This is a genomic window from Helicobacter pylori (assembly GCF_006440215.1).
Taxonomy (GTDB): domain Bacteria; phylum Campylobacterota; class Campylobacteria; order Campylobacterales; family Helicobacteraceae; genus Helicobacter; species Helicobacter pylori_CS.
In genome coordinates this window covers 1-23256 of the sequence record NZ_VEZH01000015.1, presented here as the reverse complement: position 1 = coordinate 23256, position 23256 = coordinate 1, and the positions used below count along the sequence as shown (strand labels likewise).

Genomic DNA, 23256 nt, shown 5'->3' with positions numbered 1-23256 from the left:
TAAAATGGCGTTAGAAAAAAGTTATAGTAAAGACTTTGAAAGCGATGAGCTTTTTGATTATGAGATCATCAAGCCCAAAAAGACGCTTAAGATACAATACACTTATGCTAAACGCTACTATAAAGAAGTGGAAAAGTTTGCTAAAGATTTAACCCAACTGACACAAGAAGAATTCATGCGTTTAAGAGAGCCATAAAAACAAGTGGTCATCAAAAACATAGGCAACATGACATGCTTGCATTCAAAAAGAGCGATGGATTATATCGCTAAACATGGTGAGCTAGTGAGAGATGAATTTTTTAATGAAGTTAATTATAATAATATAGCAGAGCAATGGAATGAGCAATTTGAAAAATTATTAGAAAATAAGAGCCGTGTTAAAAATTGCGCTTTACATTTAGTGTTTAGCATTGATGAAAATTGTAATGAAAAAAATTTAAAAGCTTTGGAATTAAGCGTGTATCAAACACTCACTAACACGCTAGGTTATGATTATCCTTATTATAATGAAACTCCATACACACCAAAACAATCCGCATGCGCATGTGATTATCAACAAAACTAACAAAATTACCAATAAGCAACTACGCTTTAATTCTAAAGACAGCTGTAAAGAGTTTTACCACACTAAGAGAAACATTTAAAGATTATTTATTTGCTAACTCAAAAGGCGAATTGCAATATTCTAACACGCCTAATATTTATAGGGCGATTAAAGACATAGAAACAGAGTTAGATGCACTAGAAAAACAGGTTAGAAACAATAAGAGTTTTAGGCATGAAAACTATTTCTATAAAGTTTTGGGCAGTGCGACTTCTCAAATAGAAAGCTTGAAAAAAAGAGAAAATGCCCTATCTGATCATTTAGATAATCTAAAAAGTTTATTGGAAAAAACACATTGGGAAAAAGAAAAATTCACGCCCCCAACAAATGAAAAAGAACTTAACCAACAACTTAAAGAAATAAAATGGTTAAATAAAGAGTCTTTAACCCCTAAAAACACTTATAAAAAAACTCAAAAATTGGTTGTCTGTAAAAGCCCTTTAATAAAAGATTATCTTTATACCACCAAAAAACTTTTTGCCACACAAAAAAAGATTATAGATTTAGAAAAAGATTATAAAGATTTAAAAGTCTTAAAGGAAGAATTTAGCAAAGATTTAGAAGCTGATTTATCCCATTCAAAAAAACGCTTTGAACTTTACACTAAACTAAAAAGCATGAGCAAAGTTTTTATAAGCAAAAGCATTGTTAAAAATTTAGAAAAAATTGCTTTAGATTTTAAAAGCGATAGACATAGTATTTCGCAAAGAGCTTTTGAATTTTTTAGGTATATGAATTATCAAAATTTAAGCTTGATTGATAAAGGCAATATGTTTTTAGTAGCTAAGTTTTTTAAAGATAGCGCTTTACTTGTTAATATTGCTAGGTTTGAAATGAAAAAGATAGATGATAGTGTTAAAAATTCTAACCCACAAGACAATTTATTAGACAAACAAGTTTGGCTCAATCTTTTAGAACATTTAAAAAGACTTGAAGAGGAAAATTATTGTTTTACTAAGAAGCGGAAAGAATTCTTAGAAACTAGAGCTATGGAGCTATCAAAAGATTTGAAATTTTTAACGCAAGCTAATGAAAATGATTTGCCCATTTATGAAAGAGGGCAAAGGGATAAAATCATTAAACGCTGTGAAAAATCGCTTAATTTTTTACAGAAAGAATTACAATGCTTTAAAACCTTATTAAAAAGTGCAAGTATAGCTTTAAAAAACTTGCAAAATAACCATCAAATTACAGCCGTTACACAAGACACGCAAGAAAACACAAACGCACTCAAAAAAATACCACTCAAAGATTTTAACAAAACTACCAATGAACCCATAAACCCTAACAATAACTATGAAATGGATTTTTAAAACCATCCATAAAATTAAATAACTTTACTTAGCGTATTTTTTAACCAATTCTTCTAAAGTGAAGCCTTTGTTATCGTCTCTCAATTGCTCTTTTTGGCATTGTGAAAAATTTTGCTCCACTTCTTCTTTAGTGTTAGAAGTGTCTAAAAGACAAGTTTTTAAGTCTTTTTGGTAATCTTGTATGAATTTGTCAAAGCGCTCTTTGTTGTTATAGAATTTGGCTTGCGATTGGGTGCAACTATCTTTAAGGCTGATAAACTCTTCTTTTTTATGTTCGTTACGCTCCATGCAAATATCTGCAGCAAAAGCGATTAAGGCATCTTTATTCTTTCTCAATAACCCCGCAGATTGAATAGCCAACTTGTTTGCATCAATAAAAGGGCTTTGCTTTTCTAATTTAGGGTTCATGTCCAAAGCGATTTCTTTCAAGCTCTTATTTTCCAAATGCGTTCTTTGGCAATGGGTAGATTTTTTATAAGGGCTTATATAAACGCCATTCATCAGAGCGGCTTTTTCTAATTTAGCATCAACTTTTTTAATGCAAAAAGAAATAGCTGATTTAACGCTCAATTCTTTAGAGCTAGAATAAGGGTCGTGAAATTTTTCATGCACTTCTTTTTGGCATAGTCTTTCCTTGTTAGCTAAATGGGGCGAATTTTTAACGCATTCTTTGGTGAAGTAAGGGATAATGTATGACTTATATTGTGCGTATTCTTTTTCAAACGCTTCTAATTGCGCGAGATTAATTAGTCTTTCTTGTCGGTCTTTTTGTTTTTCATAAAGCGTAGTTTTATCCATGCATTGTTCTTTTAGTTCTGGGTTATGGAAGTCAGAGCAGCTAAAACGACGCTCTTGTTTTTGAATGATGGGCGTTAAAAGAGTGTTTAAGTAGGCATCGTTTCTTTTAAAGCACTTATCTTTTAAGCCTTCATTAGTGAAATCATCGCATCGATACTGATCGATCTTTTTAGTGATGATTGGTTCAATAAGTTCTTCTTGAGCCTTTAAGCATTGCTCTATTCCATTATATTTTTTAGGGAAAGACCACATTTCTTTTTGGCAATCATATTTTGGGTTATTTTTAGCCTTAGTCAAGTGGTCGTTTAAAATTTGCTTATCTACAAACGCGCACCCACTCACGCCTAATCCCATTAAACATGCTAAAGCTCTCAATTTTAAAAGTCTTGTTTTTTCCATTTAAGTTCCTTGGTATGAAAACACCATAAAATCACAACTTGCTCGCCTTATCTAAAAGCATTTGCTTCATTTCTTTTTTCTTGTATTCTAAATAAAAAACAATAGCGTCTTGAACAAACACGCTTTTATTTTCTCTGAACGCTCCAAATTCATTCAAATACTCTTCTACGCTATGCATCACTTTCTCTGAAATATAGAGCGTGTGGGCTTTTTTCCTGTCTTCTTTTTCATGTTGGTTTGTTTCATGCTTGTTGGCATTCTCAAAGCGATTTTCTAAATCGCTTAGCCTGTCTTTTTTAGTGTTTTTAAATTCCATATTTATCCTTTAAAGTAGATTGTTTTTAATATCATAACACAATTAAGCGTTATTTAGAATTAAACTAATTCTACCCTTTCATTTTTTGCCCCCTAAATACCCGCTCAATTCATCATAGAATTGAGACCATTCGTTTTTAGCCTTATTGTCATTGTATTCCATCACGCCCATACCTTCACTCACTGAACGCTTATAAGCTATCCTTTCGCTTAATAGATTATCCATTAAAAACACGCTTTCATTAGCGTTATTTTGGTTGATAAAATCAATGAGAGCTTTTTTCTCTTTAAGAGTGGGGATAGTAGGGATGCGGTTCATCACAATACAAGCTTTCAAGTTTTCATTCAACGCTTGGATGTCTCTAATCCTTTCTAGCATGTCTAATAACACTGCTGTGTCTAGTTGGCTTGGCGTGGTGGGTATTAGCACCCAATCGCTCAATAGCATAGCCTTTTGGCTTTCTTTGGAATGTTCACCCTTAGTATCAATAAGGATGTATTCGTATTTATCCGTCATCTGTTTTAAGGTGTCTGTGATATTGCCTGTGCGATTAAAGAGCGTGAAATTGGGCAAACTTGTTTCACTCCTAATATTGTTAAACACTTCCAAACTCTTTTGGCTATCAGTGTCTAATGCGGCAATATCTTTCTTGTCTAGCAATAATTGAACGCACAAGTTCAAGCACAAAGTGGATTTACCGCTCCCTCCTTTTTCATTGGCTATGGTGATTATCATCGCTTATTCCTTTATCATTTTGTTAAACATATTTTAAAGATAAATAGCTTAAAAGTATATAAAATAGAAAAACTTAATACTATGTTATTGTAAATAGTTATGTTATCTATTAGTTCTTTTTGAAATGGTTAGTAGAATTTTATTAGTGGTGGTTTTTTAGAGTGTTTTTAAAAAGGGAAAAGTTTAGAGAAAAAGAATATTAAAAGGCATTACGCCAAATTCAATAACATTATTTAAACACATGTTATTGAAAGCATTAGTGAAACTCACATCTCCATGCCGTAATCATCATTAGCCGCTTTTTTCATTGGCCTATGCGCTTCTTGGTTAGCTTGTTCTTTTATCCCTTCTGTTACACTCTCATCCACTAAACTCGCTCTTTTTTCAGCGTTCAAATTCTTTAAGACTTCTTTAGATTTAGGGTTGAACACAGGCTTATAATCTCTGTTTTTGCTCATTTTAGCTAAATCATCTATTAGAGTTTTATGATCCCATTTTAAAGTTTGCAGGTATTCTAGTCGTGGGTAAGAAGGTTTTTGCTCCACTAATCTGGTGTATTTAGCGATATTTTCTTGAGTGGTTTCAATGGGGTTTTCTAATTCCTTGATTTTTTCAGGGAGTTTAGTGATAGCGTTATCCAGTCTCTTTAAAAACCCATCAAATTTGATCTCACCGCAGAAATTATAAGAGCTAAACAGTTGGCTAGTATCGTTTTTATAAACCATATTGCTAGGGCTATAGGCAATATTTGGATTGTCTTTAGGGCTTAAACTAAACTCCACTTGATACTTAGTTTTATAAGCATTCACCACAAAGCCCTTGTATTCTAAAAGCTTACAATCTCTTTCCTCATTGAAAAACAAGCCGTTCAAATTGCTTGCAAATTGCTTTTTAATAGCGTCTAGCTTTTCTTTATTTTGTTCGGCTATTTGCTTGTTTTGTTCTTTGAGTTTCTTGTGCGTTAATTCTTCGCTCATGGAGGCGTTTTCTTTTAAAGGCTCTACTTCTTTAACTTTGATAAGCTCATAATCCTTACTTTCTTCATTTTTCAAATCATAGAGCTTGATCTCTGTATGAGTGGGGATTATTACAGAGCTTTGAAGCGTTTCTAAATCTTTCAATTCCTGTTTTTAGATAATCCAATTTAGAAGTGTTGTTTTTCAAATTCTCTTCATTGAAGTAATGCTCTTTATTGAAAGCTTTGTATTTTGCTTCTTCGCTTTTAATTTCCGCTCTCAATTTGACTTCTTCAATAATCAAGGGATTGCCTGTGGCTTCTGCTTTCATCTCGCTCGCATTAGAACTCCCCATATTAAAGTCTTCTAATTCATTCAAGCCTAATTTGTGCGCGTTTCTAAATTGCTCTATGCCTTTAGATTTAGTCTCTATGATTTGCCACATACGGCTATCATAAGTTTTTTCAGTGGCGTAGCGATAGATTTTCATTCTAAAATTTTCAGGATCGTTTTGGTGCAAAATATTGCCTTGTCTTATCACACGCCCTTCCATTTGCAACAATTCATCAGGCCTCCATGGGCAATCTAATTCATGCATAGCGACTAATCTTTCTTGCACATTAGTGCCTACGCCCATTTTAGCAAGACTGCCCAATAATACCCTGACTTTGCCACGATTGAGCTTTTTAAACAAATCCTGCTTTTGCTCTTCGGTTTTAGCGTCATGGATGAAAGCGATTTCATTTTGTGGGATACCCATTTGGACTAAATGCCTTAAAACATCGCTATAAACATCAAACGAACAGCCTTTAGCTATCTCTTCATCTAAATTGACGCTTCTAGCCTCTTTCTCTTTGAGTTCGTTCTCCAATTCTTTCTTGCTAGGAGCGATAAGATTGCCCTTTTCATCATAACTAGACAAGCTCTCTAAAAGTTCTTGAGTTTCATCTAGGGGATTTTTATTTTCAGTTTCGTGAGCGTTATCTAGCGCTTCTAAACTCACTTTTTGGCTATGGGTTTTGGGTATGGATAGCCCTATGAAACCAAGTTGTGTGCCTTTAGTGGCATGAGTTTCTAAATAATTCTCATAGATATTTTTTGCCATAGCATAGCTTTTAGAAAATTCTTTTTCCACTTTAGCGTTAGGGTCAATCAAGCGGTAATCCAAAGCCACTTTTCTAGCGTCTGTGGTACAAGAAAGGATATTGTCTTGCCCTTTTTTGCTTTTCTTACCCTCGCATTTTTGCATCCTATCAATGATAGAGCCTTCATTATATTTGCCATTTTCATCCGCCACGCCAATGAATTGAGCCACTTCTTCGCTTCTTTTCACCACCACATTGATAGGTTTATCCCCATACACTTTAGGCACAAAGTGGGGGTTATGCTTTAAAATATCATCATTACAGACAATATCTGCAAAAGCTCTATACATGGTGCTTAAACCTTGCACATCGCTAAATTTAGAAAAGCGATTAACCGTTTTATAACTTTGAGCGGAAGTGTCTAATTCAAAATCATTCACCACTTCCCCATAAGTCTTAGCCCAATCATCAAAGAATTCTAACCCTCTTTCTTTTAACACATCAGGGGTTAAATAGCGTTGCAAGTGATACATTTCACTCAAGGAATTCGCTATAGGCGTGCCGGTTAAAAACATGATTTTCTTATCGTTTTGATGCAAGTAGCGCGTTTTAATAAACAAATCTCTGGCTCGATTAGAGCCTTGTTGGTTACCAAGCCCTGCAATTTTTTCCATAGAAGTTTCAAAGGCTAGATTTTTGAATAAATGGGCTTCATCCACAATCAAATTGTCAATCCCCATTTGACTAATATCAATATGAGAGCCTTGTTTTTCTAAAATCGCATCGTATTTAGCGCGGATTTTATCCAGCTTGTTTTTAAAGGCTCTTTCATTGGGTTTTTTAGTTTCTCTAGGGTTATTTTTATAGGCTAATTCTTGCCTTTCAAAGTTTTTTTTCGGCATTCACTAGCTCTTCTTCTTTCAATTCTTCTATGATTTCTCTAGGGTTAGACAATAATTCCAAATGGGTGTGCGCGATAATCACAGCGTCATAATTGTTGTTAGCGATTTGATTGAATAAAAGCTCTCTTTCTTTTTCAGTGATGTCCTTGCTATCAACGACTAACACATTAGCGTTAGGGTAAGCCTTATAAAATTCATCGCCCCATTGCTTGGTTAAATGATTAGGCACGGCAATGAGCGTTTTATTCACTAACCCCATGCGTTTTTGTTCCATGCAACTGGCTATAGCGCACAAAGTCTTGCCTGCTCCAACCTGATGGTCTAAACACACCGCCCTGTCTTGGATGGTTCTAAAAATAGCGTTCTTTTGGTGGGGGCGCAAGCTGATATGGTGGTTAAAGCCCTCTAGTTCTAATTGTGAGCCATCATAGGTTTTTAAAACAGAATTATTGAAAGTGTCATTATAGATTTGCTCTAAATGGGTTCTTCTTGCATAATCCTTATAAATCCAGTCTTTAAAAGCTTCTTTCAATTCTTCTGCTTTTTGTCTAGCGAGATTGCTTTGCTCTTCATCAGTGATAAAGATTTCTTTTTTAGGGTCATTAGGATCAACTTGGGCGTATTTAACGCTCAAATCCTTGTTGTTTAAGACTTTATTTAAAAGACTTTCAAAAGGCACTTTATAAGAATGCACTCTGTCTTTATGCCTGATACCATAAAGCTCGTTTAATTCATTGTTTCTGGCAAAAACTTCATAAGCACCGCTTAGGTGTTCTACTTTGATGTCTTCTTTGAGATTGCCTAGTTGGTAATCTGTCATTTTGCCGCCGTATTGCTTTTCATAATGGTTAGCGGCTAATTCTATTAAAAACTCTTCTAAATACTGAGTGGGTATCCAAGGGCTGTTGATATTAGCCATGATTTCAGTGGCTTTCAAATCTTTAGGGATAATCAGCTCTAAATCTTTCACATTAGCCTCTAATCCCTCCACGCCTTGATTGATGGCTTCTTTAACTTCTTTGAGTTTTCTTTTAACATTACCGCTTAGATAATCATTGGCTAAAATATAGTCGCCATTATCCTTGTGGTCTTTATAGATCAGTTTTTGCTCTAAAAGTTCTTTAATCGTGGTTTCTAAACTTTGGGTTGTGAAATGATCTCTAATGAAATGCAAGTCCAAACCCCCTTTTTGATTGACGCTTGCAATTAATGCCTCTTTAGCGTTAGTGATAATAAGTTCTTTTTTAGGGTTTAAAGTCCTTTCAAAAAAGATTTGAGCTTTTTTGGCGCTGGGTTTTCTTGGGGAAATGTTTTGAGCTTTGGCGGACTTAAGAGTGATTTCTTTTTCAAAGTCTTTTTCTAATCCTAAGACTTTAGCGCCATACAAATCTTGTTTGATGTCCTTACGATTTTTATTCTCATTGAGATAGCCAAATTTCTTGACAAATGCATCATAAACAAGATTGAGCCTAACTCTTTTACTTTCTAGCTCCAAATCAGAGCTTAAGGGGCTTAATTCCGCGCTCGTTAAATCATTCAAAGCGTCTTTAATTTTGAAATAGGCTTTTAGTCGTGAATCTTGGATTTTAGAGTTGATTTTAGTGGGTTTTAAAAAGACGCCTATTTCATTATTTTGTTCCAGTTGGAAATAAAGATTATCCCACTTGACTAATTCCCCCCTTTCTAAATTTTTAATTAGCTTTTGAACTTCTTGATAGCGTTCGTTATTTGCATCAATGATAAGAGCGTCTGTTTTAAGGGTAGTCTTATGGTATTGATAGACATCTTTAGGCAATTTTTCTATCGCTTGATTAAGCGCTTGGGATAAATCTAAGCTTTTATCTTCTAAAGCTTGCAACTCGTATTTGTAAATTTGTTCGCCATTGATTTCAAAGCTATAGCGGGTTTTTTCCAAACTCAAATGCCCTAGAATGTTTTCAGGGTGGTTGATGAAGTATTCATTTAGGGTTTGTTCGTTGAGATTGATATTGTTCTTTCCAACTTTATCCATGAAGTCTTTGATGATCTTATAGTCTTGTTCTCTGTAACCAAAGTTAGCGGTGTCTATTTTTTCATACCAGCGTTGCAATTTTTCTTGTTTGAAACCAAAATGGCTTGCAATCGCATTGACAATCTTAAGTTGATCGCTAGGGATAAAACTATCAAAGCGGTTGTTTTGCAAGGCAAAAAGGGTGTCATCATCCAAGCTATTAATGATCTTGTCATAATAAGGCATAGCTTTAGTGAAGCTTTGATTGGTTGCTTTATCAACGCCTTTTTTAAAAAACACAATGTCGCTCGTAACTTCTGCTCCTGTTGCTTTAAACACGCTATTAGGCAATCTTATCGCTCCTAAAAAAGTGGCGTTTTTTGCGATGTGTTCTCTCATTTTAGGGTTTTTAGCATCCATAAACCAAGAACTCACCACAAACGCCCCTATGCCATCATCTTTCAATTCTTTGATAGCTTTCCCTAAAAAGTAATTATGAACGCTCTCGTTACTCAATTCTTTGTCATAAAAGCTATAGATTTTATGATTGCCATAAGGAGGATTGCCCACAAACGCATCGTAGTCTTGATAGAATTGGTGGTTTTCTAAAGCGGTGTTTTGGATGACTTGATTAGGGTAAAGGAATTTAGAAATACTAGCGCTAATAGGATCTAATTCTGTTCCCATAAAGCGGTAATTCTTATCGCTTGGCGCATGAGCGATGAATTTGCCTGTGCCTAAACTGGGTTCAAAGATTTCTTTTTGATGGTTGTCGTTATTAAACCCTAATTGATCTAATCCCTGATAAATGCTATCAATAACTAATTTAGGGGTGTAGTAAGCGTCTCTTGCGCTCAAATAAGCTCTTCTGAATTCATCTTTAGTGAGTAAGGCGTTTAATTCTTTAAATTCCTCAGGGTGTTGAGCCTTTTTAAAGTAGCTTTCTAACCCACCCCATCCGCTAAATTGCGCTAGGATTTCTTGCTCTTTTAAAGTGGCGTAATAATCGCCTTTTAAGATCTCTTATTTGGCTTGCAATTCTTTTAAAAGCTCAATGGCTTTAATGTTAGCCTTGTAGCGGGTTTTAGCTCCCTTAATTAAAACTTCTTCGCTCGGTTTAAAATCTATTTTAGGATTAAGGGGGATGGCTGGTGCGGTTGGTGTTTCTTGCTCTTTTGTTTCTTGTTTTAGCGTGGTTGGTGCGTTTTCTTGCGTGTCTTGCTCTTGCACGGTTTGTTCTTGAGCGTTATTCAACTCTACGCTATTGTCTGTTATTTTGCTCTCTTGTGTGGGATTTAATCCTACGCTATTAGAGATAGCGTTTAAATCAATGGCTTGACTATCCAGTGCGTTGAATGCGTTTAGCGTTTCATTCGTTGTTTCAATGGATTTTTTAAGGCGATTTTCTAAAATCTCTAAGACTTTTTTAGGGCTGATTTTTAATTGGAATTTGTCATAAAAGATTTTAGTCGTAGGGTCTTTAAGGAGTTGTGCCCCCACAAGGCTATCTTTTAAAGGCTCGTTGTTTTGAATGGCTTCTAAGAGCCTGGATCTAAAGTCAGGCTCACTCGCTATGGTGTTGTTTCTAATAGCGTTAAGCAGGCTTTCTAAATGGTCTAAATTTGATAAAAGTCCTCTCTTTTGATCCCTGTTTTCTTCAAGGTTTCCAAGTCCATTTGGTGCGCTGAGTCCTGCATGATGTAATCGGCTTTGAGCAAGTGGTAATACTGATTGATTTGAGCTTCCTTGAGCAATTCCATATCGCTCACTCCTTGCGCCCTCTTGATTTGCGCTTCCATCCTGTCTAGGGCTTTTGTCTCCATTTTCGTTTGCTCTATCACTGCTTTTATCAAGCTCATTATCGTTCTTTGATCTTTGGTTTTCATGGTCTGTGGGAAATAATGAGCCCATCTGTCCATGATCAAAAAGGCGTAAGCGTCCAGTCTGTCCTGGCTGTTCTCTAGAGAGAGGAAGCCCCAAATCTCTGGAGCTATTTTGTTGATGAGATGGGGATTGCGGTGCCTGTGATACTCCTCTCTCATCGTTGGGATTATCCCCCTTTTCTTCGCTTCTTGCTCCATTTTCCATTCGGCTTGCTGGACTTGATGCTCCATTACTATCTGCTCTTGTATCTGCTTTTGCTGATACTCCATCTCCTCTAGATACATGTTCATGTATTCTATCTCGCTCTCTATGGGATTTTTCTGAAACTGCCTGTTGGTCGCTAGATCTATAAACTCCTCTTGTTTCTCCCTGCTCTCTAGGCTCAATAAATAAACTAGGGTCTTGGTGTGAAAGTTCTTCATCACTCGATCGCTCCATTCCCTCTTGCTGTCCTCTAGGTTCGCTTCTGCGGTGAATTTCTTGCGGAATTCCTGCTCTAGCTCTGCTCGGCTCATCTGCGCGATTTGTTCTTTCTTTTCCATTTGGTTCTCCTAAATTTTGTTGTTCTAATTCTACATCAGCAACGCTTAAATTTGGATGATTATTATTATTATTTTGAATAATATTGTTAGAAGTATTAGTCTCTATTGTATTGTTAATAGTGTTATTGTTCTTTGCGTTAGAAATTTGCCGCTCATTACTGCTCTCTTTAGCTTGAATGATTGCTGCATTCAAGCTTACCAATTTGTTATAACGCTGTTTGTAAGCTTTTTCAAAATTGTTGGTGTCTCTTAAGATTTCTTTAAAAGGCTTGATGTCTCTTCTACTTCCATCGCCATTAACATAAACGCTTTCATAGTATTTTTGCAATTCAATTTTTGCTTGAGCGATTTCTTCCAAACTTAAAAGAGGGCTTCTTAAAGAATAATCTCTGTTTTTTTGCATAGCGCTTTGTTCTTCTTTAGTCCAGCCTAAAATAAAACCATTATTAAAGAAAAATTGCTTAATCTTATTAGCGTTATCTGCACTGAGATGGTTTTCTTTGAGTTTATTTTCATTGATAAGCCTATGCATTTTCCAAGTAAAAGACGCATTATCATCTTTATCTATCCAAGAATAATAATCTGTTGCTGAAAGCAATTGCTGCTCTAGGATTAAAGCATGCACTTCTTTAGCTAATTCAAATTCTAGTTTTTTAACTTCTTCATTGTCGTTAGTATTCAATTTGGTGTTTTCATTGTTTATTGATTCAAAAGGCAGTTTGTTATAGAGCTTAAAACACTCAGCGCTAGAAATACTGGGGATTATTTCTCTTACCAATTCACCATCTTTTGTTCTTTCTACTTCTTGGTAAATATCTTTAAGGTAGTCGTATTCTTTAACGATTTCATTGCCATTTTCTAAGGTTTTTTTATGCGTTTCACTATGGTGGGTCAATTGGATTTCTAAACCTTGCTCTTTCAATTCTTCTAAGCTGTTTGTGTGGGTTAGAATTTCAATTTCTTTTATAAAAAATTCTCTATTTCTATCAATCAGATCGTATCTTTTAGTTATGCGCCTTTCAAACCCTTCCTTATTCGCTTCATAAACACGAGAACTTTCTTTTATCTCACCATTGGCAAAGAAATTGACATCTTCTTTACTATTATCCTTATATACTCGTTTTTCAAAGCTTAAATACTTTGCCCATTCAATAGGATTTCTAGAAATCATGCTTGCTTTATTGATTTGCGTTTTCACGACATAAGGGAGTGGCTCTTGTATTTCATTGGCCTTGCCTGATTCTTCAGTAGGGTTGCTTATGGCAATATCACTATTATCTAAGATGCTAAACAAATTCGGTTGTGGGTTTTTAGCTTTCTTTTTTTTTGCATGTGTAATCCTTTAGAGTAGATTTTTATAAGTAAAACCAAATTTGAGAAATAAAGAAACGCACATTTTTTTCAAAATTAGAGCATTTTTTAAAATCCATGTGCCTTTTTTCATTTACCTTACTTATGGCAAGTTTTTTCTCATCAATATTTTTAAGGAGCTATTATGCAAGAAAATGAAAACACATTAAAACAAGACGCCTTCTATGAAGCTGGGTTTTGCGATGAATTGAGCATAGAAGCCCAACACGAAGAATACATCGCTCAAAGAGATTTTGCAAAATCTAACCCACAAGGAGAAGAAGATGAATAATCTTAACAACTTAAGCGATGAGCAAATCAATGGCATGATTGATTATTTGCAAAACATCTTATTAGAAAGGGGAGGGCTTAAGCAAGAGCCACCACAAAATTCAAACTATTCACACAATCTAGAAGAAACTAACGCACAAAGAACCCAAGCAACCCAAGATAATTCAGAAAGCAAAGAAGCTTTACTTAAAGCTAAATCCGGTCAAATCAATTATCTTAAAACAAGGATTATTCAAGGTTTGAAAGAAAAAAACTCGCCTTTTTGGGACAAGCCTGAAATAGTGGCTAACAAAGAAAGAGGACATAACGCTTTAAACGGCGAACCTTATTGCAATCTTAACGACATGCTTTTAGATATGGAAAAGAACCGCTTGGGGTTTAAAAGTAATGCATGGGTGAGTTTAGAGGAAGCTAAAATGCTTGGAGCGAGCAAAGAAGAAAGAGATGCGATTTTTAAAGCCACTCAAAATAAAGAAATCTCGCCTGTTCGTTTGATGTTTATCAAAAACAAAGAGCTTGTGCCTTTAGTGGATAATAATGGCGAATTAGTGATTGATGAAAACACTAAAAAACCTAAACACAAGCAGTTTCCTGTCATTGAAAATGGCCAAAAGGTGTTCAAACCTGCCTACAGAGACATTGAGACCCAAGCGCAATTCAAGTTTGTTTATAATGTAGAAATGTTTCCAAGCATTAACAAGGAAAAAATCAAACCTTTAAACTTGGACAAGCTCTCAAACTATGCCTATAAGACTAGGCTCTTCCATCAAAAAGATTATTCGCAAGAAAAAAGAGACAAGACAAACATTATTTATGAAGATTTGCACAGAGATTTGTCTCCAGATAACAGGAATGAAGCTTTATTAGAAAAGATGCGTAGCTACACTCTGCTTAAAAATGAAAAATACAATCAATTAGCAAATGAAACAAAGCAACAAACCCAAACACGCTCTCAATCTCAAAGCTATTATCAAAAGAAAAATAAAGCTTCTAGCGGTATTGAAAGGTAACCCATCATGATAGACAAAGCAAGAAAAAATCTCAAAGACCTTAAAAGCATTTTTCTGTATTGGTATGAGATGTTTGGTTCTAATGATAAGTCTAAAGACATGATGAAAGCCTTTATGAAAGATTTGGCTTTCGCTAAGGATAAAAATGAGATGATTAAAGCCCAAGATAACGAGTTAGTCAAAGAATTCATGCAAGAGTTAAACAGCCTCTCTTTTAAAGAGCAACTAGAATTTTATCAGACCAATAGAGATTATGATCCCAACCTTGACAATGATGAAAACTCAAGCGAATTATTAGACGCATTCATTGGATCTTTAGAAAAATTAGAAAAACAAGAGATTGCTCCTATTAGAGATCAAAAAAGAGAAAGTGGATGGCAAAACAATGAAGATAATAAGGAAAACGGCGAACTTGTTCCCCTTGACAAAAAAGAAACTTCAAAAGAAGAAGAACTGGAAAGCAAGGAAAAAGAACCAAAAGAAACACTGGGTTTTAACCACTCTTTAGGCGTTAGTGTTTTAAGAAGTCGTGTTGAAGAAGCTAAAAATCATTTTAATGAAAAAGAAAAAGGCTCTAACAAGCGATTTAGCGATAAGGAATTTAAAAAATTTCTAAAAGACAGAGCTAAAAACGGCATGACTAATGAAGAAATACAAGTGCTTTTATTGATAATCAACAATAAAAAAAGCAATCTAATGCCTAGTCATAAGGAATTTTTACAAGAATGCCTAATAGAAGCGGTTTTGCACAATAAAAATATCAATAAGACCACTGAGTATGCCATTAGAAACAATATCGCACACTTGCCCATCAATAAAACAGAAGGTTTTTTAGTTAGAACTTATAATCATTCATTGGGAATTTTTAATGAAAACATTGCTGAAAAACTTAAAATACCTAAAAAAGAAAAAGAAATACTACAGCCTTTAAATGCAAACGAAGAACAAGCTTTAAACACCGCTTTAGAAAACAATGAAATAGACGCAAGAACTTTCAAATCATGGGAGTTTGGAAGCAAAGAAGCGAGCAAAGAAAACGCCTCTATGAGTGAAGAATTAACACAAAATAATTCTAAATTATCTCATTTTAATGAAAATAGCACCACTCAAAATAATGTAGGACAAAATAATGTAAAAGAGCCTAATAATAAAACTAATAACTCTAAACAAAATCATTCGCTTTCAAATTCGGATTTAACTTCAAATACCGACTACAACAAGCTTGTAGCGGACATGTTTGAAAATCAAATGGACGCTAATGGCAATTATGTTGGCAAAAAATTTAGTGCACAAGCTTACGACAACAAAACTCCCTATAAAGTCGCTACCGGTAATGCTAGTGAGTATAGCGCTTATTTGTATTCAAAAAAAAACTAAATCCAAAAATGTTGGAATGGAGCGCTAATGAAAAATCAACACAAAAATTTTTTAAGCAATGTCAAATGTCGTGATTTACGCTTAATGATGCGAGTTCAAGCGATTAAAGATTTTAATGGAATTAAAATAAAGGAACAAAAACAAATGAAAACTTATTCATATAACCATTTTTTATTTTCCTGCTTTATTCTGGGAGCGTTTTTATTAGGTTTGCTTAGTCCAGCTTACGCTTTGAGTGTTATCACCACTAAAGAAATTGACGCTAATTTGCCTAATGGAGCGATAGAGAGCAGGGTGGTGTTAGGCAAGAGGGTGTTTAAAGTAGAAGCTCATGGGTTTTATTTTAGAAACAATGCAACTAGCAGCATAGATATAGAAATCACCAATCTTTTAAGAGACAATCAATCGTTTCCTTTGACTAGCCCTGCTAAAACTAGTTTAAAGATACTTCCTAACGCCAAGATTAAAAAATCCACTCTCCTTGTTTTAAAAGGCGAGAATGCTGAAGAAGTGGCTAAAATTTTAGGTATTAGTAAAGAAGAATACCAAAAGCTAGAAAACATCGCTCAAACGAACGCTACCAATGACCCCATGTATGCTAACACGCCTTTTAGCAACAACCCTAACAGCCCCAATGATAACGCTATCAATGGTAAAGATGGCACAAATGGGAGTAATGGCTATGGGATAAATGGGAGTAGTGGTGCAAATGGAAACAATTCAAATCATAATGCCGTGGGCAGTGGTATTGATACAGATGGCGTGTTAGGTGTGGATGGAGTGAATGGCTCTAGCTCTTCAAGCGGTGGCTCTGTAGGGGGTTATGAGAACAATTTCACTAATCATGGCTCTACTAACAACAACACAGGAGGGTATGACCATTTTAATAATGGTAGCTCAAGTGGTGGGGGGTTAGGGAATGGGGGGCTTTTCCCTATTCCTTTTGGTAATGGAGACACAAACAATTCCAATAATCCTACTAACACCACTAGCCCAACTAATGGCAGTAGTTCTAATAACGCTACTAATCCTAACTCGCAAGAAAACAATTACTCCAGCCAGTATTGTAAAGTGCCTGAATTAAGCCCCAACAACACGATGAAACTAGATGTTATTGCTAAAGATGGTTCTTGTATTTCTATGAACGCTTTAAGAGATGACATTAAATGCGCTTATAGATACGATTTTGAAGCCGGTAAGGCTATCAAGCAAACGCAATACTACTATATAGATAGGGAAAATAAAACGCAAAATATCGGTGGTTGTGTGGATTTGCAAGGCGCTCAATACGCCATGCAACTTTACAAAGATGACAGCAAATGCGCCTTACAGACCACGAGCGATAAAGGTTATGGTATGGGGAAAACTCAGACCTTCCAAACTGAAATCGTGTTTCGTGGGATGGATAATCTAATCCATGTCGCTGTGCCTTGCAGCGATTATGCAAGGGTGCAAGACAGGATTGTTAGGTATGAAAAAAATGATAAAACACAAACCTTAACGCCCATCGTGGATCAGTATTACAATAATCCAAACAATCCTAACAAACAACAGATTTTAAATCGTGGGATCGCTACCCAATTGAGCTCACAATATCAAGAATTTGCATGCGGTCAATGGGAATACAATGACGCTAAACTAGAAGCCAAAAGACCTACAATGTTAAAAAGCTATAACAAGCTTAATGGCGAATGGGTAGAAGTTACGCCTTGTAATTTTGAAGCAGGGATTAAAAGTGGTGCGGTTGTTAGTCCTTATGTGATGGGTGTGTCCAGCTCTAAAGTCTTAAGCGATACGACCACAAACCATTATTTTAAGATAGAAAGAAAAAATTATGGCGAGAAAGAACAATGCCAAAAACCTTATGGAGTCAATCGTTGCCAACCGCAATATTTCCATACTAATCCTAGCATCACCGATTGGAGCGCCACTTACAAAACCACTACCACTCAAACCACTCAACCTTATTTACGCCCAGCCCAAGATAATGAAAGCCCCACAACCTATAATCTTACCATCACTCAAACCACCATCAACAGGACTCAAAGCGTTTTAAAAAACGAATTGAATTTGAGTAATGATTATTTGAAGTATGTAGAAATCCATCAAGGCTATTACAAGGATAATGAACTTAAGCAATCGCAAGGCTATATTGATTGGTCTAATTACTACCTTAATCAGAATGAAGGCTTTTGCTCTCAATATAACATTTGGAGTGAAAAAACAAAAATTGGTAAGAATTGGTATCGTTGGCATGATAATAAAATTTCTTGCGCTCAAAGACTGATTTATAGGCCTTTTAAAGGATAAGGCATGAAAGCGTTAAAGACTTTTTTAAAAAAATCCCTTATTCTGTTGTTGGCGATTGCTTTAAACCACCTAAACGCTGTGGCTATGATTGTGGATAACCCTACGCAGAACGCTTGGAATGGTGCTAAAAGAGCATGGGATGAAAGCAAGTGGGCTAAACATTTAGCCACTATCACTGAAAGGATCAAGCTCGCTCAAGACACATTAGATAGGTCTAATCAGACGCTTAATTCCATCAACAAAGTGAATGATGTTTTGAACAAAACCAATCAATTTCTAACAGGCAGTATTTTAAGCGTCCCCAATTCCATGCAGTATGTAGAAAAAATCCAAAGTTTTGCCAAACAAGTTCAAGCCAATGCTGAAAGGATCAAAGAAAATGCGCAAAACTATGATATACGCAATCAAATTGCAGCCAAACGAATCTCTGAAAAATGCCCTGAACTCAATTGGGATGTCAGTCAGGACGCAAGTCCTACAGAGAAAAACTTACACCAATTTTTCACGAGCAAGGGCAAAGAAAGTGCTGACACAAAGGCTCTAAAGGATTTTGCTAACGCCATAGGCAACACTCAAATAGGCACAGCGACCGATTTAGGAGCCGGACTTAAAGGCAGAGCTTTATTAGAATACATTTGCATTCAAAAAGGCAATTTAGAAGCGGCTAGAAAAATCCAATTATTAGACAGCCAAATGACTTTAGCTCTACTCAATAACGACTATACGGCTTATGAAAAACTTAGAGCTGAAAAAGAAGAATTGAAAAGACAAATCGCTTCAAATGTGTATGCTAAAGTCAAACAGCTTGCTGTAGCTTCCCAAGATAGAGCGTTTAGTCAAATGGATAATGAGTTGGGTGTTAAAACTTTTGGGTTTAACGATGAGAATGTTAAAAAAGGTTATTGCAAAAAAGAAAACAGAAATGGCAAAAGCGAGTGCATCCCTAACATACTCAATGTTAATCGCTTAAAAGTGCAATTTGATGAGCTTAATTTAGATTATAGTAGGGATATTGCTGGTAAAAAAGGTGAAGCAGCCGCTAAAGTGTTCAATGACTACAAACACCGATTTCAGCAATTAAGCGTAGAAACTGCTTTAGAAATCGCTCAAAATTTAAGCTTCATGAATAAGACACTAGGTTTAATGGCACAAATGCAAAGCTATGCATTCAAGCAACAAATGGGCTATTTTGAAGATATTATTCCTACTGACGCTCTAAAAGATAACAAAGAGCATCAAGAAAATCTTAAACAAAAACAACAAGAAATAGAAAAAGTCTATAGGGCTAAATTGGACGCTTATGGTTTCCCTAATGGTAGTGTAGGAAAGGCAAGTGGCGTGAATTCAAATAGCAATAATGAAGCTCCAAGCTCTGATAATATTCAGTCGTTTAATCCGTATTGAAATAAAGGGTTATTGTGTTAAAATTAGTCAAATATTTCACAAAGGATTTTGTATGTTTAAAAGCAGATTAAATTCATGGATTTTGTTAGGGATTTTAGGGATTTTAGTGGTGGTTTTTTGGGATGTTATAAAATACAGAATAGAAGATTTGAAACATGCTCATTATCTATCATAAGTGAAAGAAAGGGAAGAATATTATAAAAACCATATAGAAGAAGCTTTGAAAAAAGATAGCGAATGCTTTGAAAAAGGAGGCGATAAAGTGGATTGCTCGGCTGCTATGAGAATAGCTGCTGGTGAAAGAAATAGAAGAATGTTGGAGATTAAATAACATGGCCGCTCCACTACTTGCCTTGCCGTTTCTTTCTAATCCTTTAGTGCTTGGTGCTTTAGCTGTCATAGGAACGGGTGCTTACTTACTTTACAATAAGCAAGATTCTTTAGTTATACAAGCAGATGGGCTTTACAGCGAGATTCTTGGGTTTTTTATTTCGTTTTCTAACAAGATCTTAAAGGGAATTGGCGAGCCTTTAGCCAATGTTGTCCAACCTTTTGGTATGGTCTTAGGAGTGCTTTTGATCCTTTTGCATTCCTTTAAACGCTATCAAAACAATGATTTATTTGAAATCAAAACCTTTTTAATGCTTTTTGTGTTTGTAGGATACCTTTCTTTGTATCATTATGCTTTTAAATCTGATGGTTCTAGTAGCGGTAATGGTCGCTCTAGTTTTGCCTTTCAAAATCATGTAACAGAAATTTTTGACACGCCTGCTAACTTGCTAAATGCTGGGATTTCTAATGTGGTTAAGGAATATCAAACAAATAGTGCAAGAGAACACAAGAATATAGACACGCACCACAGCATCACTAACGCTAACATTTCATTCCATGTCAGACAAATTTTAAGTAGTTTGAATAAGCTATATGAAGACTTCACAATTAATAATGGGCTATCACCAAAAACTCTTATTGCAGCTGTTTTGTTATTGGCTATTTTAGGATTAGAATTGTTTTTGTTGTTCAAAGTTTTCTGTTATGTTTTTATGACTTATTTAGAAAAAATTATTTACTTGTCTTTAGTTATTTTTATGTTACCGCTAGGTTTTTTTCAGCAGACTAGAGGTTTTTTAGTGTCTTATGTGAAAAAGATTATTTCATTGACTTTTTACATGCCTTTATTGTTGCTATTAGTGTTATTCAACTCTTTTGCATTACAATACGCAATCAAAGTGGGAGGGAGCAATGAAATAGTGGCTAAATTTGGCATTATTGTAGCAATAGGAATTTCACTGACATTCATTCAAAAAGTCCCCGAAATGATTAACGCTATCTTTGGCACACAAGGTGGTCTAACGGATGCTAAAAGCTTTGTATATCAGGGCGTGCAAATGGCTAGTGCTGGAGCTGGATCCATAGCTGGAAGTCTTAAGAGTGTGGGTCGTTCAGCGTTTGGCAGAACGCTAGAAGCTTATAAAGACGCAAAATCTACGATAAACAGCACCACGGCTAACATGAGAGACATGCCAGGACATCCTGGTGTTAGAGTGGGCGTGGAGACGATTGAACTTCCCAAGTCTCATAGAGATAGCAAATGATAAAGGCCATTTTAGGGCAATTTTTGAAAATTATTTTTAGTTATAATTTTTCAAAAAACCTTAAGAGAAATTATGCAAGATTTACGATATTTCAAGAATAATATTACGCTTATTCTATCCAAAGACAGATTAGATACTTATAACAGCCTAGAGCAATACAAAGAAAATTTAAAACTCATTGCTTCTATCACGCCTAAAATCTCTAACTTAGAAATTTATTTACGCAACGCTTTAGACTATTGCTTGACTCAAATGAAAGGGAGCGAATGGGTGTTTAATGAAAATTCTTTAACAAATTTAATGAATGAGCAAAAAGAAAAGAAAAAAGAAATCACGCATTCTTTAATCTTATCTAAAATGTCTTTAGGGGCAGTGATCAGGCTTATTTTTTGTTATAAGTTAGAGGGGGTAATATTAGATTTAAAGCACATCAATTTCAAATCCTATTACCCCAATAATAAAAATGCATTATTTATCAACAATAAAAAAATCCATTATCTAGTGCCTCAAAGGTTCATATTGCTTTAAACTTGCTATGGACGATTAGAAATCGCACGTATCATTGGGAAAATTTACTCAAAACCAAACCAAACAACCGCCCACGCATTACGACTTATTTCACTGGGTTAAAAGACAATGATAGGGCAAAAATGCCTATGAATATCAGTGTAGAACCAAGTAAAATCGTCTTGTTTTTAGATGATTTAATTAAAAGCATCGGAAATAAAGACTTGGAAAATTTAAGTGGTTTGTGAAAAGGTGGGCTTCGGTTAGCCCATTGAATGTAAGTGCATTATAACCCAAAAATCAAAATAAATCAAATTTTTTAAAAACCTACTCGCTTTTTTCATTTCTTAATAACCCCCCTAACACAAGAGCCACTTTTTTATTGTGTTCTTGAGTGGTATGGATATAGATTTTAGTAGAAAGCAAAGAACTATGCCCTAACGCTCTTGAAGTTAAAACCAAATCCTGTGTTTCATCATAAATAAAAGTGGCAAAACTATGCCTAAAAAGATGCAAACCTAATCCATAAGATTTTACATCAATATTAGAGAGCTTAAAAATTTTAGCGATAAAGCCCTTTAAAGAGCAAGTTTTTTGTGTGGTGTTATTTTTTGCTTTCTTAAACACAAAACGCCCCTTAAAACTCTTTAATCGTTTAGTATCGCTTAGCCACGCATTCAAAGGAACTTGCAAAAACTCTTTTTCAATATAAGCATATCTCTCTTTGTTGTTTTTACCTTTGATTAAAAGGCGGTAGTGGTTATTTTCTAAAGCAATGTTTTTTAGCTCCAAATCTAAGGCTTCAAACTTCCTTAATCCCCCTAATACGATAAGCAGTAAAATACACTGATTGCGTTTTTCAAAACTGGTTTTGGGATGGTATTTTAGAAGAGCTTGGATAAAAGCCTTAAAATCATTTTTATTCAAATGTTTAGGCAAATGCGTTTCTTTCTTGGCAAACGATAGATTTTTAAGTTCAAAATCAAAGCTATAGTTTCTTTTTTTGTCTAAATAATCAAAGAATTGTCTTAAATACATCACATATTTAGCCATAGAGCTTGACTTCCTGTTTTTGGCTAATCCAAATAAGAAGTCTATAACTTGTTCTTCTGCTAGATTGTGCAAGGATTTGAGCTTAATTCTATTATCAAAATATTCAAAGAACAAAAACAAGCCTTGCATCATAATCGTATGCCTAATGCCTTGATTATAAAGCTTGCGATTGAGTTCTTTCAATGCGATAAGACTTTGGCACTCTAAAACTCTATCCTGCCATTTTAAGACCAATTGTAAATCATTCACGCTTTGAATGCGTATCATTGTTTTAAGCTTATGGTGTAAAAATGACTTAATATTATTAAACAATTCCCTACTAACCCTACTCATTTTACAATCACTCATCTTTCTCCCTTAATTATTTTTAATCCATAAAAATCATCTTGTAGGGTTAAGAATGAGACTTTTTTCGCAACAATAACGAATTAAATAGCCTAAAAATTTAAGATTATTTTAAGCTTTTGAGCTCCCATGAATACGATAATTAAACAGAAAGTGGAAAAAATTTTCCGCATAATTATATTGTAATAAAGGGAAAGAAGTTTTTGTTTTTAATAAGTAATATTAGATCATGTAGTTATTAGTGTTTTCAAAAAAAAAAGAAAGGATAAAGGAAAAATAGAAAAAAGAATGTGAGCTTTAATTGAAAATAAAGCATTCTTTAAGATTAGTTTTGTAGATTTTTGGTACAATAACAAAGTAATCATTTTGTAGATTAGATTTAGCTTAAAAATTCCATTCTTTATTCTTTAAAAAGTTATCGCTTTATAACCAAGCTCTTTAGTTTGATTGTAAAAAACGCTTTTAGCGTTTTAGATTTTATTCTTTTATT

General features: G+C 34.8%; 9 protein-coding genes and 5 pseudogenes. 9 read left to right on the top strand and 5 right to left on the bottom strand.

All coding sequences use genetic code 11. From position 1 onward, the window contains the following. Nucleotides 1–4: 4 nt before the first annotated feature. Nucleotides 5–1917: pseudogene (locus FIM44_RS07010) on the top strand (relaxase/mobilization nuclease domain-containing protein). A gap of 24 nt (nucleotides 1918–1941) precedes the next feature. Here FIM44_RS07010 and FIM44_RS07005 read toward each other — a convergent pair. From FIM44_RS07005 to FIM44_RS08955, 4 genes and pseudogenes are all read right to left on the bottom strand, one after another. Next, nucleotides 1942–3114 carry a hypothetical protein gene (locus FIM44_RS07005; RefSeq protein ID WP_140579541.1) on the bottom strand — a complete coding sequence of 391 codons (1173 nt, stop codon included), beginning with the start codon at nucleotides 3112–3114 and terminating at the stop codon, nucleotides 1942–1944. Between the two features lie 31 nt (nucleotides 3115–3145). Beyond that, the gene (locus FIM44_RS07000) at nucleotides 3146–3430 is read right to left on the bottom strand and encodes a hypothetical protein (protein ID WP_079296630.1); all 285 of its coding nucleotides are present in this window, start codon (nucleotides 3428–3430) and stop codon (nucleotides 3146–3148) included. Between the two features lie 78 nt (nucleotides 3431–3508). Then, nucleotides 3509–4165: an AAA family ATPase gene (locus FIM44_RS06995; RefSeq protein WP_140579540.1), complete on the bottom strand. Its 657-nt coding sequence runs from the start codon at nucleotides 4163–4165 to the stop codon at nucleotides 3509–3511. A gap of 266 nt (nucleotides 4166–4431) precedes the next feature. Next, a pseudogene (locus FIM44_RS08955) lies at nucleotides 4432–12863 on the bottom strand (helicase-like domain-containing protein). 156 nt (nucleotides 12864–13019) lie between these two features. Here FIM44_RS08955 and FIM44_RS08500 point away from each other — a divergent pair. The 8 genes and pseudogenes from FIM44_RS08500 to FIM44_RS06960 all read left to right on the top strand — a co-directional run bounded on the left by FIM44_RS08500 (nucleotide 13020) and on the right by FIM44_RS06960 (nucleotide 21616). Continuing rightward, the gene (locus tag FIM44_RS08500; protein ID WP_194148160.1) at nucleotides 13020–13166 is read left to right on the top strand and encodes a hypothetical protein; all 147 of its coding nucleotides are present in this window, start codon (nucleotides 13020–13022) and stop codon (nucleotides 13164–13166) included. Further along, a complete protein-coding gene (locus tag FIM44_RS06985) occupies nucleotides 13159–14175 on the top strand; it encodes an ArdC-like ssDNA-binding domain-containing protein (protein WP_140579539.1) in 1017 nt (338 codons plus the stop codon). Before FIM44_RS08500 ends, FIM44_RS06985 begins: the two co-directional genes overlap by 8 nt. A 6-nt stretch (nucleotides 14176–14181) precedes the next feature. Continuing rightward, nucleotides 14182–15580, top strand: a pseudogene (locus FIM44_RS06980) (hypothetical protein). A gap of 116 nt (nucleotides 15581–15696) precedes the next feature. After that, nucleotides 15697–17862 carry a competence protein gene (locus tag FIM44_RS06975; protein WP_140579538.1) on the top strand — a complete coding sequence of 722 codons (2166 nt, stop codon included), beginning with the start codon at nucleotides 15697–15699 and terminating at the stop codon, nucleotides 17860–17862. 3 nt (nucleotides 17863–17865) lie between these two features. Further along, complete coding sequence (locus FIM44_RS06970; protein WP_140579537.1) at nucleotides 17866–19266, top strand: hypothetical protein; 1401 nt, start codon at nucleotides 17866–17868, stop codon at nucleotides 19264–19266. A gap of 52 nt (nucleotides 19267–19318) precedes the next feature. Next, nucleotides 19319–19597 (top strand): annotated as a pseudogene (locus FIM44_RS08700) (hypothetical protein). 1 nt (nucleotide 19598) lies between these two features. Further along, nucleotides 19599–20861, top strand: a complete 1263-nt coding sequence (locus FIM44_RS06965) for a type IV secretion system protein (RefSeq protein WP_140579536.1) — start codon at nucleotides 19599–19601, stop codon at nucleotides 20859–20861. Nucleotides 20862–20933: 72 nt separating this feature from the next. Continuing rightward, a pseudogene (locus tag FIM44_RS06960) lies at nucleotides 20934–21616 on the top strand (CAAX protease). Nucleotides 21617–21695: 79 nt separating this feature from the next. On the opposite strand, the gene FIM44_RS06955 reads toward FIM44_RS06960, so the two are convergent. Further along, nucleotides 21696–22769 (bottom strand): tyrosine-type recombinase/integrase, encoded by a 1074-nt coding sequence (locus tag FIM44_RS06955; protein ID WP_140579535.1) that lies wholly within the window; start codon nucleotides 22767–22769, stop codon nucleotides 21696–21698. Nucleotides 22770–23256 lie beyond the last annotated feature (487 nt).

Coding starts and splice junctions, on each gene's coding strand:
- FIM44_RS08500 (WP_194148160.1), top strand. CDS start 13,020: ATGCAAGAAAATGAAAACACATTAAAACAAGACGCCTTCTATGAAGCT.
- FIM44_RS07000 (WP_079296630.1), bottom strand. CDS start 3,430: ATGGAATTTAAAAACACTAAAAAAGACAGGCTAAGCGATTTAGAAAAT.
- FIM44_RS06955 (WP_140579535.1), bottom strand. CDS start 22,769: ATGAGTGATTGTAAAATGAGTAGGGTTAGTAGGGAATTGTTTAATAAT.
- FIM44_RS06985 (WP_140579539.1), top strand. CDS start 13,159: ATGAATAATCTTAACAACTTAAGCGATGAGCAAATCAATGGCATGATT.
- FIM44_RS06965 (WP_140579536.1), top strand. CDS start 19,599: ATGGCCGCTCCACTACTTGCCTTGCCGTTTCTTTCTAATCCTTTAGTG.
- FIM44_RS06970 (WP_140579537.1), top strand. CDS start 17,866: ATGAAAGCGTTAAAGACTTTTTTAAAAAAATCCCTTATTCTGTTGTTG.
- FIM44_RS07005 (WP_140579541.1), bottom strand. CDS start 3,114: ATGGAAAAAACAAGACTTTTAAAATTGAGAGCTTTAGCATGTTTAATG.
- FIM44_RS06995 (WP_140579540.1), bottom strand. CDS start 4,165: ATGATAATCACCATAGCCAATGAAAAAGGAGGGAGCGGTAAATCCACT.
- FIM44_RS06975 (WP_140579538.1), top strand. CDS start 15,697: ATGAAAACTTATTCATATAACCATTTTTTATTTTCCTGCTTTATTCTG.